Below are 13,397 nucleotides of genomic sequence, written 5' to 3'. Positions count from 1 at the left end.
AGGCATTGGGCAAAGGAGATTTGCCCATGACCCAGATGATGCGCGCCATCGAAATCAGCCAGCCCGGCGGCCCCGACGTTCTGAAGCTGACCGAACGCCCGATCCCCACAGCCGAGGCGGGGCACGTTGTTCTAAAGGTTGCCTATGCCGGGGTGAACCGCCCGGACGCCCTGCAGCGCGCCGGGGCATACGATCCCCCGCCCGGCGCCAGCGATTTGCCGGGGCTGGAAGCGTCGGGCGAGGTTGTGGCCGTGGGCTCGGGCGTCGAGGGTCTGTCGCTGGGCGACAAGGTGTGTGCGCTGCTGCCCGGTGGAGGATATGCGGAATATGTCGCCACGCCTGCCGCGCATTGCCTGCCGGTGCCGGACGGGATGGACATGAAACAGGCCGCCTGCCTGCCCGAGACCTTCTTTACCGTCTGGTCCAACGTGTTCACGCGCGGTGGCCTGAAAGCGGCAGATCGGTTTTTGGTCCATGGCGGGTCCAGCGGGATCGGCACCACTGCGATCCAACTGGCCAATGCCTTTGGCGCGCGGGTCTTCGCTACCGCCGGGTCCGCTGAGAAATGCGAGGCCTGCCTGAAACTGGGGGCCGAAAAGGCGATAAACTATAAAGATGAGGATTTTGTCGGTGTCATGCGGGCCGAAGGCGGGGCGAACCTGATCCTCGACATGGTGGGCGGTGATTATATCCCGCGCAATGTGAAGGCTCTGGCCGAGGATGGGCGGCTGGTCCAGATCGCCTTTCTGCAAGGTCCGGTGGCCGAGTTGAACTTTGCCCTGATGATGGTGAAACGACTGACGCTGACCGGCAGCACGTTGCGCCCGCAAAGCGATCTGGCCAAGGCGAGGATCGCGCAGGATTTGCGCGAAGCTGTTTGGCCCTTGCTGGCCGCAGGCAAGGTCGCGCCAGTTATGGACAGTGAGTTCCCTATGGCCGAGGCTGCGGCGGCCCATGCGCACATGGAAAGCTCGCAACATATTGGCAAGATCGTTCTGAACGTCGCGGGCTGACCCGCGCCCCCCAAATCAGGTCACGCAACCGCGCGCCGATACAGGTGCCAGGTTGCGTGGCCCAGAACGGGCATCACCACGATCAGACCCAGCAGCATCGGGATTGCGCCCAAAACCAGCAGCGCGGCCACGATGAAGCCCCAGCACAACACAACGCCCGGATTGTGACGCAAAACGCGGACCGAGGTGACGACCGCGACCGGCAGACCCACCTTGCGATCCAGCAACAGCGGGAAGCTGACAACGCTGACGGCCAGCGCGCACAGGGCAAAGACAAACCCGACAGCGGTTCCGAAGATGATCATCGTCCATCCGGCCCCCGTGGTCAGAACTTCGCTCACGAACGCCCCGAATGAGGTTGGGGGTTCCGGGCCGAGGGTCTGCACATAGATGCTCTGCGCGACCATCAGCCAGACCAGCAGCAGCATGACCAGATAGAAACCCAGCGCCAGAATGGCCCCGAAGGACGGTGACCGGAAGACGCCGAACGCGTCCAGCCAATGGACTTCGCCGCCTTCTTCGCGCTTGCGGCTGATCTCATACAGGCCAACAGCGGCGACCGGTCCGATCAGCGCAAATCCTGCGACCAGCGGGGCGAGCAGCGGCACAAGGTTCAGGTTCATCGCAAAGCCGAACATCAGCAGCCCGGCGATCGGATAGATCAGCACGATAAAGATCGCGTCCGCCCGGGTTTCCAGGAAATCGTTGTATCCGGCCCTCAGGCAGGCCTTGAGATCCTGAATCGTAAGTGTCTGGACCATCGGCAGGTGGCGGACATCCGAACTACCAATGCGCGAGACGCTTTCGCTGACGTGATCGCTGGTCGCTCCAAGGCTTTGGGCTGCCCAGCTGATCGGATTACCGATTGTTTTTGCCATCTTGTTCCCTTTCCTTGGCGAAGATGCGCCGCGGAATGGATCCGGCTTGGGGTTGCCCGTGGCCGGACCAGCCGGCAACGCCTGATGCAACTATAGCACAGTTTTCGATAACCGCGAATCACGAGGATGCGTTTCGCGCCGATTGCCCTGTCGCGCAGGCGTGATAGCTTGGGCACAGGCAGAAGGAGGTCAGAATGCAGCACACCGCCCGCACAGTCGTCATCCAGGAATTTGGCGGACCCGAGGTTTTGCAGATCGAAGACAGGTCGTTGGGCGATCCCGGCCCCGGCGAGGTTCGCATCCGCCATCATGCCTGCGGTTTGAACTTCATAGACGTCTACCAGCGCACGGGCCTGTATCCTTTGGAGTTGCCCCATGCGTTGGGCATGGAGGCCGCAGGTGTGATCGAAGCGGTTGGCGAGGGTGTGACCCATCTGGAGCCCGGCCAGCGCGCTGCCTATGCCGCCGCCCCGCCCGGTGCCTATTGCGAGGCGCGGGTGATGCCAGCCGCGCAGGTCTGTCCGCTGCCTGATGGCATATCCTTCGAAGCCGCCGCCGCGATGATGCTGAAAGGCATGACGGTTGAATATCTGTTTCACCGCACCACGCCTTTGCGGCGTGGCGATACGGTGTTGTTCCACGCAGCCGCCGGGGGCGTCGGCCTGATCGCCTGCCAATGGGCCAAGTCCGAGGGGATTACCCTGATCGGCACCGCCGGAACCGATGAGAAATGTTCATTGTCCCAGTTCAACGGCGCGGCCCATTGTATCAACTACCGCACCGAGAATTTTGTCGAGCGGGTGGCCGAGATCACCAATGGCAAAGGCGTCGATGTGGTGATGGATTCGGTCGGGGCGGACACGTTCGAGGGGTCGCTGGATTGCCTCAAGCCGCTGGGCATGATGATTTCATTCGGCAATGCCTCGGGGCCCGTGCCGCCGGTGGATATCGGGATTCTGGGGCAAAAGGGATCGCTCAAGATCACCAGACCGACCCTGTTCACCCATATCGGGGATCACACGGTGTGTCAGGCCATGGCGCGGCGGCTGTTCGGCAAGGTCGAAGGCGGCGAGGTCAAAATCCACATAGACCAGCGCTTTCCGCTGGACCAGATCGCCGATGCGCACCGCGCGCTTGAGGCGCGTCAGACCACGGGCAGTACGATCCTGGATATCTGAACGCAAAGACCCGGCGAATGACGCCAGGTCCCGTTATCTATGTCGCGGTCGTCAGAACCGATAGGTCGCCCGGAATTGCAACGTGGTGGCGTCCACATCCACGCCGGTCGAGTTGAAATCGTCAAACTCGTGATACAGCAACTCGCCCCCGATGCTGACATTGGGCGCAACGAGCTGTTCATAGCCCGCGCCGATGAACCAGCCACTGTCGCTGCCCAGATTGTCGGTTCCGGCTTCGGCATAGCCCCCGACACCATAAAGCAGCCCCTGAGCGGTCACCTTGTACCCGGCGCGCGCCTTGATGCGCCAGACATCCTCGACCGTGGCCGCGCCAGACAGATCGACATCTGCCCAGTCATAATCGAACCCGCCACCCACGACCCAGTCGCCCAGATCATAGTCGTAGCCCAGAACGATGCCGCCGAGCGCGCTGTCTCCGTCCACGCCCGAGAGGCTGGTGTCAACGTCAATATAACCAAGCTGCAAGCCGCCGTAGAACCCGGTCCAGTCGCCCGAGGATTGCGCCATGGCCGACCCTGCCGCCAACGTGGATACAGCTGCGATGAGCGCCAATTTCCCAGTCATCTTTTGATCCTTTCATTCGCAAAATGAGCGCAGCGGCCAGAGGCCTGAGGTTGCGCCTGTGTACAAGCTGTTACGATCCGAAGCCGGGGCCGGATCATCGTTTGCTACATTTTCCGTACTGAATGTCGGTCGATCTGACCGGCCTGCGCCCGTTAAATCCGGGTCTGTCTGTCAAAAAAGATAGGGTGCGTGCCAAGGGCTTCAAATGACATGTCGGCGGCAGATCACTCTGCCGCCGACATGCGTTGGTTTTTAAGCGGATTATTGCTGCAGTTCTGCAGGCGCTTTGTCCGCGATGTCTTCCCAGTTTGCGCTGGCCTGTTCGATGAAGCCCGGGATGTCGCCTTCCCAACGTTCCTGAATGTCTTTCGACAGGTTCAGGTACAGCGTGTTGTCGACGATTTTCCAGTGGTTCGGGTCACCGTCGAACTTGAAGCCCATGGCCGCGCCAAACGCGCAGTAGCCGCCATATGCGGGCAGGTAAGCCTCGGGGTTGGCTTCGAACGCGGCTTTGTTTTCTTCCGACGAGAAGCGGTACAGCGCGTCGTCGTGCAGCGTGGTGATGCGGTAATCGCCCTTGGTGGCCTCGCCTTCGGTGAAATAAGCAACCGGGTCATAGCCCTGCATCGCCAGTCCGGTCGAGCTTGCGTTGATTTCAACGCCTGCGGCCAGGGTCGAAGTTGCCAGAGCAACAGACAGGGCAACGCCACCGATCAGAGATTTAAACGTGTTCATAGCTTCACCTTTCGTGAAATGGGCTGCGCGTTCTCACTGCAATTGCGATATGCGCACCCGGGATTTTGTCCTGTGCGGCCGGTAATTGACCGTCACGAAATTTCAGGTGGGAAGCGGGTTGTTCACGTTCAAAACAATCAATTGTGATTGTGCGAGGGTGAAGAGGGTCTGTTCGAAAATGCAGTCGAATCACGCATCCGGGCGAAGCGCCAGAACAAAGGCGACCACCTTCTCGGCGGGCATTTCGCAGGGGCGCAGCAACGCGCCGCTGTTGCGGGTCTGATACAGATTCAGGCTGATGTAATCGGTGCCGTCCAACTGATGCGCGACCAGTTTATGCGACTTGCCGCCCGCCATTTCCTGACGCGAAACAACGTACCGCCCGCCTTGCGCGTGGCCGGTGAACGTGCCCAGTGGCAACGCAAAAAACGCGGCAAGAAACACGTCTGTGGCGGTCACGGCTTTCCGATTTTGGGCTCGGTCCCGGCTTTGATCCGGGCCACGTTGGCGTTGTGACGCCAATAGACCAGCAGCGTCAGGATGATCCCCAGCACAAAGCTGGATCCATCGGTCAGAACCACGACCCATGTGGTGGACAAGGCGGCAGCAGCCAGCGCGCCAACGGATGAGATGCGCCAGATGGCAGCCGCCACAAGCCAGGTCAGGCAGCACGCCACCCCGACCCGCCAGTCCAGCGCCAGCCACAGACCCAGAAAGGTTGCCACGCCCTTGCCGCCCTTGAAGCCCAGCCAGATGGGGAAACAATGCCCCAGAAACGCCATCAGCGCAGCCACCTGTACGGCGTCTTCCCCCGCAAAGGCCCGCGCCAGCAGAACCGCCGCCGCGCCTTTTCCGGCATCGAACAGCAGCGTCAGCGCGGCCGCAGCCTTGTTGCCCGTACGCAGAACGTTGGTCGCGCCGATATTGCCCGACCCGATCTGCCGCAGATTGCCCAGCCCCATCACCTTGGCCAGGATCAGCCCAAACGGGATCGACCCAAGCAAATAGCCCATAGCCGCCCACAGGATGAGCTGGGTTGTCGTACTGTCAATCAAGGGCATCAGGCTCTCCGGTAGACTTCTTTGCCGGCAACATAGGTTGCAATGACCTTACCCTGCATCCTCTGCCCGTCAAACGGCGTGTTCTGTGATTTTGACCTGAGTGTAAACCGGTCCAGCACAAAGGGAATGTCCGGATCGAACACCAACAGATCGGCAGGCGCACCTGTGGACAAACGGCCACTGTCCAGACCCAGCCGTTTCGCCGGGTTCAGCGTCATTGCCCTAAACAGGGTCGGCAGGTCCAGCTGGCCCGAATGATACAGGCGCAGGGCCGCAGGCAGCAGCGTCTCCAGCGCGACGGCTCCGGATGCCGCCTCTTCAAACGGCAGGCGCTTGCTTTCCTCGTCCTGCGGGGTGTGCATCGAACTGATCGTGTCGATCAGGCCGGTTCGCACCGCCTCGATCACTGCCTGCCGGTCATCCTCGGACCGCAATGGCGGCTTGACCTTGAAGAAGGTGCGATAGTCGGCCACGTCCAGTTCGTTCAGCGTCAGATGGTGGATCGAGGTCCCGGCGGTGATATCCAGCCCGTTGCGCTTGGCGCGCTCCAGCGCGGGCAGGGCACGGCCGGTGGTGATCTGGTCGGCGTGATATTTTGCCCCGGTCATTTCCAGCAATGCAATGTCGCGGTCCAGCCCCATACGCTCGGCCATGGGCGAAACCGCAGGCAACCCGCGCAAGGCGGCAAACTTGCCGCTGGTTGCCGCCGCCCCGGCGCTGAGGCCCGGTTCCTGAGGATGCGCAATCACCAGCGCGCCGCAGGACCGCGCATAAGTCAGCGCGCGAGAGAACACCTTGGTGTTGGTGACGACATGGTCGCAATCGGTGAAAGCCACCGCGCCCGCGTCCATCAGGAACCCGATCTCGGTCATTTCGCGGCCTTCACGGCCCTTGGTCAGCGCGGCCATGGGCAGCACATTGACCGGAGTGTCGGCCTGCGCGCGGCGGGTCACAAACTCCAGCGTCTCGGGCGTATCGATGGCAGGAGCGGTATCGGGGCGCGTGACCATCGTGGTCACCCCACCCGCCGCCGCTGCCTGCCCGGCGGATTTATAACTTTCCTTGTGCCGCTCGCCCGGCTCGCACACTTTGACGCCAATATCGACGATACCGGGGGCAAGGCATTTGCCCTGGCAATCGATGACCTGCCCGTCGATGGCGGGGGCCTCTGCATCGCCCTTTGCCACGATGCGCCCGTCGGCCACGTGCAGCCACCCGGCCGAGTCCGCCCCGCTTTCCGGGTCGATCAGGCGGGCATTGGTAAACAGAACGGTGCTCATGGCAGGGCCCTTTCGATGGCGGCTTTGGTGGCGGCGGGATCCGCCTGGTACTTGATCAGATGCTTGTCGCCGCCCTTGGTCACAAGCTGGACAAAACTGCCCATGGTGTTCACAGCCTCGATCTGGTTCAGCGCAACTTTGCGCGGGCCGGGGCCGGTGAGCATGGTTTCGGTCATCTCCCACGAGGTGGTCAGTTCCTCGGAGGCCAGATACCACGCGCGCAACCCGATTGCGGCGAGGCCAGCGGGGGCTCCGGTCCAGACATAGGGATTGCCGATCAGCCACAGAATGATCATCGCGCCAGCCATGGCGGCGGCGGCGAGCCATGCGTTGGTGCGGATATAGGCCCCCTTGTCGGGCGCGAAGATCACAGGATCAGCCACAGGGCACCTCCGACGATCAACAACAGGACAAGGGCCAGAAAAGCCGATCCCATACGGCGCGACGCCTTGCCCCCATCGCCCGCATGTTGCGGGGCCGAGAAGGGTTTGGCGCTGTCCGTTTCGATTGCGCCGCCGGTCCAGTTTGTCGCCTCTTCCGTGAACAGGCCGATCAGCTTTAGGCGGGGATCGGGGGTCAGCGTCGCGGGGCGCCCGTGGAACGCGGCGCTGCGCAGGACCATGACCCAGCCCTCGACCGCGTCCAGCGTCGTGCGGTCCAATTGATCCTCGGACACGCCACAACCGTCGTTCAGATAGCCATATAGCCCGAGGTCTTCGAGGTCGGAGACCGGAAAGACGTCGATCTGATCCGGGTCCAGCCCGTCGACCCCCAGAACCTGATCCGCCGCACCCGGCTCGCGCAGGAACTTCGCCTCTTCGGGGCGCATGTCCAGCGTGAACAGGCGGATCACGCCGTGTTCATGGGGGGCGATGGTCAGATCGCTCATGCGGCCTCGCGAAGATTGCGGGCCAGCAGTTCCATGGCGGCCATTCGGACGGCGACGCCCATCTCGACCTGTTCCTGAATGACGGATCGGTTGATGTCATCCGCCAAGGTTCCGTCGATCTCGACACCCCGGTTCATCGGGCCGGGATGCATGACGATGGCGTCGGGTTTGGCCAGCGCCAGTTTGGCGGCGTCCAGACCGTAGCGGTGATAATATTCGCGTTCTGAGGGGATAAAGCCGCCATCCATCCGCTCTTTCTGAAGGCGCAGCATCATGACCACGTCGACCTCCCGCAGACCCTCGGCCATATCGTCATAAATCTCGGCCCCGAATTCGGCGAATTGCGCGGGCACCAGCGTCGGAGGGCCGATCAGGCGGATGCGGTTTTCCATCTTGCCCAGCAGGATCAGGTTCGAGCGTGCCACGCGCGAATGCGCCACATCCCCGCAAATGGCGATGTTCAGACGGTGCAGGCGGCCCTTGGCCCGGCGGATGGTCAGCGCATCCAGCAGAGCCTGCGTGGGATGTTCATGTTTGCCATCCCCGGCGTTCAGCACGGCGCAGTTCACCTTTTGCGCCAGCAGGTCCACCGCGCCGGAATGCGGATGCCGCACCACCAGCAGATCAGGGTGCATTGCGTTCAGCGTCATCGCTGTATCGATCAGCGTTTCACCCTTTTTGATCGAACTGGCCTGCATCGCCATATTCATCACATCCGCGCCCAGCCGCTTGCCCGCAATCTCGAAACTGGCCTGCGTTCGGGTCGAATTCTCGAAGAACATGTTGATCTGGGTCAGCCCCGACAACACGTCCGAGTGTTTGGCGGATTGCCGGTTCAGATCGACATATTTTTCGGCCAGATCGAGGATGGCGGTAATATCGGATTGCGACAGATGCTCGATGCCAAGAAGGTGACGATGGGCGAAACGCATTGGGCGGGCTCCTGTCTGACAATCGGACCGCTTATAGAAAGCCGCGCGGGCCAAGGCAACCTAAGGATCGGACCCTTCGGGCAATATCTCGCACCCGCCTTCGGGCAGGCACCGCTCGCCGGGTTTGCACCATTTGCCATAGCCGCAATCGACCGCCTTGACCGGGACACAGCCCTGATTTTTCGAGCATTTGAAGCCCGGGCGGCATTGCGACCCGGTTTTTTCACATAAGAACCATCCGGCGCGGGAACATCCGCCCTGCGGCAGGCAGAACGACCCGCGTGCACAAATCCGGCCATCGGCGCAGGGTTGCGGCAGGTTCAGGTGGAGATCGGGTTGGATAGGCTCGCACTCACCACGCCCGTTGCAACGGCTGCCGCTTGGGCAATCCAGGCTTGAATTACAGGCGTTTGCGGCCTTTGGTGCACAGCGGGTGCTGCCCGGAACACAGCGTTCAAACGGGCCGCAGGATCGACCGCCACCGCAATAGGTGCCGCCCAATGGGATGCAGTGCCCGTCAAAGCTGCACCTTTGTCCTGCCGAGCAGCACCGGCTGCCGCATTGAAACTGTCCGCCCCGGCATTGCGTGCCACGGTCGAATAACTGCGCATCGGCCGGACCGGTGAGAGGGACCAACAGAAAGGAAATCAAAAGGAATCGCAGGATCGACAACATGGTTGGGGTCATGGTCGGTGCGACCCTGCGCCGTGACAAGGTCTATTCGCTTTCCCTCAGTCAAAAGCTGGTTAGATTGAAGGGCATGGAATCGGGCTTGGACTATCATACCGCGCGGGCACTGCTGGATTGGCAGGTCGAACTGGGCGTGACCGAGGCTATCGGGGACGCGCCGGTGGACCGTTACGCGTTGCCCGATACCGCCCCCAAGGCCAAGAATCCCGCCACCCCGCAAGCGGCCCCGGCCACGCCCAAGCAGGTCGATCCGGTCGCGATTGCGAAATCCGCCGCGCAGAATGCAGGGTCACTGGACCAGTTGCGCGCAGCGATGGAGGCGTTCGACCATTGCGAGTTGAAACGCGGTGCGCGCCAGTTGGTGTTTGCCGATGGCACGCCGGGCGCGCGGGTGATGATCATCGGTGAGGCTCCGGGCCGGGATGAAGATCGCGAGGGCAAGCCTTTTGTCGGTCGCGCAGGGCAATTGCTGGATCGGATGCTGGCGGCGATTGATCTGGATCGGCGCGAGAACGTCTATATCACCAATGTGCTGCCCTGGCGGCCGCCGCAAAACCGGGATCCCAAGCCGGAAGAGATCGGCATGATGAAGCCGTTTCTGGAACGCCATGTGGCGCTGGCCAGGCCCGAGGTGTTGGTGGTGATGGGCAATATCAGCTGTCAGGCGGTGCTGGGCAAACGCGGCATCACGCGGCTGCGCGGCAATTGGGATCAGGCGCTGGACCTGCCAGTGATCCCGATGTTCCACCCCGCCTATCTGCTGCGCCAGCCGCAGATGAAACGGCAGGCCTGGGCTGATCTGCTGGAGTTGAAAGCACGGCTGGGGGCAGGGTGATGCGCATTCTGGCCTTCTCGGACCTGCATATGGCGCGCAACCGCGCGGCCGAGCTGGTTGCGGCCAGCGCCGAAGCGGATCTGGTGATCGGGGCCGGGGATTACTGCAATATGCGGCAGGGGCTGGATGAAGCGATGCAGATGCTTTCGGGTATTTCAGCACCATTGGTTCTGGTTCCCGGCAATGCCGAAAGCGCGGGTGAGTTGATCGATGCCGCCCCCGAGGGCGTGCATGTGCTGCACGGTACTGGCATGACCGTCGATGGGATGCGCCTGTTCGGTCTGGGCTATGGCGTGCCGGTGACGCCCTTTGGCGACTGGTCTTGTGACCTGACCGAGGCAGAAGCAACAGAATTGCTGGATCGCTGCGACGGGGCGGATGTTCTGATCGTACACTCGCCACCCAAAGGTTATGGCGATACCACGTCGCAGGGCATCTCTGTCGGTTCGGTCTCGGTGCGCGATGCGGTGGAAAGACTGCAGCCCGGTCTGGTGTTTTGCGGCCATATCCACGACAGCTGGGGCTATCGCGGCGCGCTGGGGCGGTCGCAGATCGCCAATCTGGGACCCAAGGCAAACTGGTTCGAGGCACCCTCATGATCGACACCGTCACGCTGCTGGCCTTTATCCCGGCGGCCATCGTGCTGAATTTTACGCCCGGCGCGGACATGATGTTCTGTTTCGGGCAGGGGCTACGTTCCGGCGCAAAACCGGCGCTTGTGGCCAGTGCCGGGGTCTCGCTGGGGCTGATGGTGCATGTGCTGCTGGCCGGGCTGGGCCTTGGGGCATTGGTGTCTTCAATGCCGTGGCTGTTCGATGTCATCCGCTGGATGGGCGTTGCCTATCTGCTGTATCTGGCATGGGGCGCGATCCGGAACGGTGCTGTTTCAGCAGAGGGGTCGGTCAGGCCGACCCGCATGGCCTTTCGGGATGGGTTGGTGGTGAACCTGACCAACCCGAAGGTGATCCTGTTTGTTCTGGCCTTCATCCCGCAATTCGTTGATCCCAACTCGGGGTCGATCCTTGCGCAGTTCCTGATCTTTGGCGTCATCATCGCGCTGGGCGGGTTTGTGGTGAACGGGCTGGTCGGTGTGTTCGCCGGAGGAGCGGGCAAGCTTCTGATTTCGAACCCGCGCGCCTCGCGCATCATGGGTTGGGTCACCGGAGGGATATTCATCACTTTGGCGGCCCGGCTGGCAATCATGGAAAGGGCCTGACGCTGCATGTCGCGCATCGATGAGAGTATGGAGTTTATCCCGGTCCGCATTGCGGTGTTGACCGTGTCGGACACGCGTTCGCTGGACGAAGACCGCTCGGGCCAGACATTGGTGGACCGGATCGAGCGGGCAGGGCATGTGCTGGCTGATCGTAAGATCATCCAAGACGAGCGCGCCGAAATAGCGGCGCAGCTGCGGCTGTGGATCGGCGACCCCGAAATAGACGTCGTGATCTCGACCGGCGGCACCGGACTGACCGGGCGCGATGTGACGGTCGAGGCGCATCGCGATGTTTATGAAAAAGAGATCGAGGCGTTCAGTACCGTGTTCACCATCATCTCGATGGAGAAAATCGGCACTTCGGCCGTACAGTCCCGCGCCACTGGCGGGGTCGCCGGGGGAACCTATCTGTTTGCCCTGCCCGGCAGCCCCGGGGCCTGCAAGGATGCGTGGGACGGGATTTTGGAAAAACAACTCGATTACCGCCACCGCCCCTGCAATTTCGTGGAAATAATGCCCCGATTGGACGAACATCTGCGACGGAAGTAGACTGGTCCTACGTTCAAGACCTTATAACCGCTTTGTGGCTTGGCATATTTGGCGGTCCGGCTACATTTTGCACAAGGCAGCCCATTGCAACCCGGGGTAAGTGAGAATGCGTTTTCTAAGGCAAAGTCTTGTCGGTGTCTTTCTGGCGTCGCTGACGCTGGCTTTGCTGTTTGTGGCCGCGCAAATCATCTCTGGCGCGGTGCAGGACGTGCTGACGCGCGAGAACGAACAACCTCAGGCGCGCGAGCGGGTCTTTGCGGTAACCGTCCGACAGGCCGAGCTTGAGACCGTCACCCCCTATCTGGAAGCGTTTGGTGAGGTGCAAAGCCGCCGCAGGCTGGAGTTGCGCGCGGCGCTGGGCGGGCGCGTGGTTGCTCTGGCTGATGATTTTGAGGACGGAGGCACCGTCACAGCAGGTGAGGTGCTGGTTGAGCTGGACCCGGCTGATGCGCAATCTGCCTTGGATCGCGCCAAATCGGATTTGCTGGATGCCCAGTTCGAAGAACGCGACGCCGAACGCTCGTTACTGCTGGCACAGGATGAGTTGAAATCGGCAGAGGCCCAAGCGGACCTGCGAGACCGCGCCCTGCAACGGCAACGCGATCTGGAATCCCGCGGTGTGGGGGCTACGGCCAGCGTGGAAGAGGCCGAATTGTCCGCCGCCGCCGCCCAGCAATCGGTTCTGGCGCGCCGCATTGCCTTGGCGCAGGCCGAGTCGCGTGTGGATCAGGCAACCACGCTGTTTGCGCGGGCGCGAATTGCGCTGGAAGCAGCGGAACGCGATCTGGACGATATGACCATTCGCGCCCGGTTTGGCGGTACGCTGACCGATGTCACCTTAGTCGAGGGGCGATTGGTGTCGGCCAATGAAAAGCTGGCCGAGCTGGTGGACCCAAATGCGCTGGAGGTGGCGTTCAGAGTTTCTACGGCGCAGTTTGTGCGATTGCTGGATGACACGGGCGCACTGATCGACGCGCCGGTGACTGTCTCACTTGAGGTAACAGGGACCGACCTGACCGCCCAAGGCCGGATCAGTCGGGATAGCGGGTCAGCCGGGGAAGGGCAGACCGGACGTCTGATCTTTGCCCGTCTGGACACCGCCTCGGGCTTCAAACCGGGGGATTTCGTGACCGTGACGGTGCAGGAACAACCTTTGGATGCGGTGGTGCGTTTGCCATCCTCGGTTCTGGATGCGGCTGGAACGGTTCTGGTTCTGGGCGCAGATGACCGGTTAGAGGCGCTGCCGGTGCAGTTGATCCGGCGGCAAGGCGATGAGGTGTTGTTGCGCGGCGAAGGTCTGGAAGGCCGCGAGGTCGTGATTGGCCGGACGCCGCTGTTGGGCTCGGGCGTGCGGGTGCGCCCCTTGCGGGTCGAGGCAAATGCCGACACGGATATGGTCGAGTTGACGGATACACAGCGTGCACAACTCATGGCGCAGGTGAAAGCCAGCGAAGGCATGCCGCAGGACGTCAAATCCCGCATGTTGGGTCAGTTGGAGGCGGCACAGGTGCCTGCCTCGCTTGTCCGGCGTATTGAAAACCGGGCCGGGGGCTAAG

17 protein-coding genes are annotated in these 13,397 nt (G+C 62.1%); 7 read left to right on the top strand and 10 right to left on the bottom strand.

The window, feature by feature from the left end; all coding sequences use genetic code 11:
• The first annotated feature begins 26 nt into the window (after nucleotides 1-26).
• Entirely contained in the window at nucleotides 27-1,013 is a 987-nt protein-coding gene (locus ACR0KJ_RS15005) for an NAD(P)H-quinone oxidoreductase (RefSeq protein ID WP_480627044.1), read from the top strand.
• Nucleotides 1,014-1,033: 20 nt separating this feature from the next.
• Here the strand turns inward: ACR0KJ_RS15005 and ACR0KJ_RS15000 are convergent, their stop codons facing one another.
• Nucleotides 1,034-1,891 carry a DUF2189 domain-containing protein gene (locus ACR0KJ_RS15000; protein ID WP_170737307.1) on the bottom strand — a complete coding sequence of 286 codons (858 nt, stop codon included), beginning with the start codon at nucleotides 1,889-1,891 and terminating at the stop codon, nucleotides 1,034-1,036.
• A gap of 194 nt (nucleotides 1,892-2,085) precedes the next feature.
• Here ACR0KJ_RS15000 and ACR0KJ_RS14995 point away from each other — a divergent pair, with 194 nt between their 5' ends.
• Nucleotides 2,086-3,069: a quinone oxidoreductase family protein gene (locus ACR0KJ_RS14995; protein ID WP_480627043.1), complete on the top strand. Its 984-nt coding sequence runs from the start codon at nucleotides 2,086-2,088 to the stop codon at nucleotides 3,067-3,069.
• Nucleotides 3,070-3,120: 51 nt separating this feature from the next.
• Here ACR0KJ_RS14995 and ACR0KJ_RS14990 read toward each other — a convergent pair whose 3' ends face one another.
• The 9 genes from ACR0KJ_RS14990 to ACR0KJ_RS14950 all read right to left on the bottom strand — a co-directional run bounded on the left by ACR0KJ_RS14990 (nucleotide 3,121) and on the right by ACR0KJ_RS14950 (nucleotide 9,238).
• Nucleotides 3,121-3,654, bottom strand: coding sequence for a porin family protein (locus ACR0KJ_RS14990; protein WP_170624097.1), 534 nt, complete (start codon nucleotides 3,652-3,654; stop codon nucleotides 3,121-3,123).
• Between the two features lie 261 nt (nucleotides 3,655-3,915).
• Nucleotides 3,916-4,389, bottom strand: coding sequence for a YHS domain-containing (seleno)protein (locus ACR0KJ_RS14985; protein ID WP_170453197.1), 474 nt, complete (start codon nucleotides 4,387-4,389; stop codon nucleotides 3,916-3,918).
• A gap of 189 nt (nucleotides 4,390-4,578) precedes the next feature.
• The gene (locus tag ACR0KJ_RS14980) at nucleotides 4,579-4,848 is read right to left on the bottom strand and encodes a hypothetical protein (RefSeq protein ID WP_170624095.1); all 270 of its coding nucleotides are present in this window, start codon (nucleotides 4,846-4,848) and stop codon (nucleotides 4,579-4,581) included.
• A complete protein-coding gene (gene plsY, locus ACR0KJ_RS14975; protein WP_170624093.1) occupies nucleotides 4,845-5,450 on the bottom strand; it encodes a glycerol-3-phosphate 1-O-acyltransferase PlsY in 606 nt (201 codons plus the stop codon). Before plsY ends, ACR0KJ_RS14980 begins: the two co-directional genes overlap by 4 nt.
• Complete coding sequence (gene pyrC, locus ACR0KJ_RS14970; RefSeq protein WP_480627042.1) at nucleotides 5,450-6,730, bottom strand: dihydroorotase; 1,281 nt, start codon at nucleotides 6,728-6,730, stop codon at nucleotides 5,450-5,452. Before pyrC ends, plsY begins: the two co-directional genes overlap by 1 nt.
• On the bottom strand, nucleotides 6,727-7,113 hold the full coding sequence (locus ACR0KJ_RS14965; protein ID WP_480627041.1) for a hypothetical protein: 387 nt from the start codon (nucleotides 7,111-7,113) through the stop codon (nucleotides 6,727-6,729). The genes pyrC and ACR0KJ_RS14965 overlap by 4 nt, the downstream gene beginning before the upstream one ends.
• The gene (locus ACR0KJ_RS14960; RefSeq protein ID WP_480627040.1) at nucleotides 7,098-7,619 is read right to left on the bottom strand and encodes a hypothetical protein; all 522 of its coding nucleotides are present in this window, start codon (nucleotides 7,617-7,619) and stop codon (nucleotides 7,098-7,100) included. The genes ACR0KJ_RS14965 and ACR0KJ_RS14960 overlap by 16 nt, the downstream gene beginning before the upstream one ends.
• On the bottom strand, nucleotides 7,616-8,551 hold the full coding sequence (locus ACR0KJ_RS14955; RefSeq protein ID WP_170453192.1) for an aspartate carbamoyltransferase catalytic subunit: 936 nt from the start codon (nucleotides 8,549-8,551) through the stop codon (nucleotides 7,616-7,618). The genes ACR0KJ_RS14960 and ACR0KJ_RS14955 overlap by 4 nt, the downstream gene beginning before the upstream one ends.
• 60 nt (nucleotides 8,552-8,611) lie before the next feature.
• Nucleotides 8,612-9,238: a scavenger receptor class F, member 2 gene (locus tag ACR0KJ_RS14950; RefSeq protein ID WP_480627039.1), complete on the bottom strand. Its 627-nt coding sequence runs from the start codon at nucleotides 9,236-9,238 to the stop codon at nucleotides 8,612-8,614.
• A gap of 73 nt (nucleotides 9,239-9,311) precedes the next feature.
• Between ACR0KJ_RS14950 and ACR0KJ_RS14945 the strand changes: the two genes are divergently transcribed.
• The 5 genes from ACR0KJ_RS14945 (at nucleotide 9,312) to ACR0KJ_RS14925 (ending at nucleotide 13,396) form a co-directional block, all read left to right on the top strand.
• Nucleotides 9,312-10,076: a uracil-DNA glycosylase gene (locus ACR0KJ_RS14945; protein ID WP_480627084.1), complete on the top strand. Its 765-nt coding sequence runs from the start codon at nucleotides 9,312-9,314 to the stop codon at nucleotides 10,074-10,076.
• Nucleotides 10,076-10,675 carry a metallophosphoesterase family protein gene (locus tag ACR0KJ_RS14940; RefSeq protein ID WP_480627038.1) on the top strand — a complete coding sequence of 200 codons (600 nt, stop codon included), beginning with the start codon at nucleotides 10,076-10,078 and terminating at the stop codon, nucleotides 10,673-10,675. The genes ACR0KJ_RS14945 and ACR0KJ_RS14940 overlap by 1 nt, the downstream gene beginning before the upstream one ends.
• Entirely contained in the window at nucleotides 10,672-11,292 is a 621-nt protein-coding gene (locus tag ACR0KJ_RS14935; RefSeq protein ID WP_480627037.1) for a LysE family translocator, read from the top strand. Before ACR0KJ_RS14940 ends, ACR0KJ_RS14935 begins: the two co-directional genes overlap by 4 nt.
• A 6-nt stretch (nucleotides 11,293-11,298) precedes the next feature.
• Nucleotides 11,299-11,841: a molybdenum cofactor biosynthesis protein B gene (moaB, locus tag ACR0KJ_RS14930; RefSeq protein WP_480627036.1), complete on the top strand. Its 543-nt coding sequence runs from the start codon at nucleotides 11,299-11,301 to the stop codon at nucleotides 11,839-11,841.
• 106 nt (nucleotides 11,842-11,947) lie between these two features.
• Nucleotides 11,948-13,396 (top strand): efflux RND transporter periplasmic adaptor subunit, encoded by a 1,449-nt coding sequence (locus ACR0KJ_RS14925; RefSeq protein ID WP_480627035.1) that lies wholly within the window; start codon nucleotides 11,948-11,950, stop codon nucleotides 13,394-13,396.
• The last annotated feature ends 1 nt before the right edge of the window (nucleotide 13,397 follow it).

It is taken from the genome of Ruegeria sp. AD6 (assembly GCF_056542325.1).
Note: the sequence above shows the minus strand (reverse complement) of the source record. Positions and strands in the feature narration are given on the sequence as shown.

Excerpts from the sequence above, each read along its gene's own strand:
- ACR0KJ_RS15005 (WP_480627044.1), top strand. The coding sequence starts at position 27 with ATGACCCAGATGATGCGCGCCATCGAAATCAGCCAGCCCGGCGGCCCC.
- ACR0KJ_RS15000 (WP_170737307.1), bottom strand. The coding sequence starts at position 1,891 with ATGGCAAAAACAATCGGTAATCCGATCAGCTGGGCAGCCCAAAGCCTT.
- ACR0KJ_RS14995 (WP_480627043.1), top strand. The coding sequence starts at position 2,086 with ATGCAGCACACCGCCCGCACAGTCGTCATCCAGGAATTTGGCGGACCC.
- ACR0KJ_RS14990 (WP_170624097.1), bottom strand. The coding sequence starts at position 3,654 with ATGACTGGGAAATTGGCGCTCATCGCAGCTGTATCCACGTTGGCGGCA.
- ACR0KJ_RS14985 (WP_170453197.1), bottom strand. The coding sequence starts at position 4,389 with ATGAACACGTTTAAATCTCTGATCGGTGGCGTTGCCCTGTCTGTTGCT.
- plsY (WP_170624093.1), bottom strand. The coding sequence starts at position 5,450 with ATGCCCTTGATTGACAGTACGACAACCCAGCTCATCCTGTGGGCGGCT.
- pyrC (WP_480627042.1), bottom strand. The coding sequence starts at position 6,730 with ATGAGCACCGTTCTGTTTACCAATGCCCGCCTGATCGACCCGGAAAGC.
- ACR0KJ_RS14960 (WP_480627040.1), bottom strand. The coding sequence starts at position 7,619 with ATGAGCGATCTGACCATCGCCCCCCATGAACACGGCGTGATCCGCCTG.
- ACR0KJ_RS14955 (WP_170453192.1), bottom strand. The coding sequence starts at position 8,551 with ATGCGTTTCGCCCATCGTCACCTTCTTGGCATCGAGCATCTGTCGCAA.
- ACR0KJ_RS14950 (WP_480627039.1), bottom strand. The coding sequence starts at position 9,238 with ATGACCCCAACCATGTTGTCGATCCTGCGATTCCTTTTGATTTCCTTT.
- ACR0KJ_RS14945 (WP_480627084.1), top strand. The coding sequence starts at position 9,312 with ATGGAATCGGGCTTGGACTATCATACCGCGCGGGCACTGCTGGATTGG.
- ACR0KJ_RS14940 (WP_480627038.1), top strand. The coding sequence starts at position 10,076 with ATGCGCATTCTGGCCTTCTCGGACCTGCATATGGCGCGCAACCGCGCG.
- ACR0KJ_RS14935 (WP_480627037.1), top strand. The coding sequence starts at position 10,672 with ATGATCGACACCGTCACGCTGCTGGCCTTTATCCCGGCGGCCATCGTG.
- moaB (WP_480627036.1), top strand. The coding sequence starts at position 11,299 with ATGTCGCGCATCGATGAGAGTATGGAGTTTATCCCGGTCCGCATTGCG.
- ACR0KJ_RS14925 (WP_480627035.1), top strand. The coding sequence starts at position 11,948 with ATGCGTTTTCTAAGGCAAAGTCTTGTCGGTGTCTTTCTGGCGTCGCTG.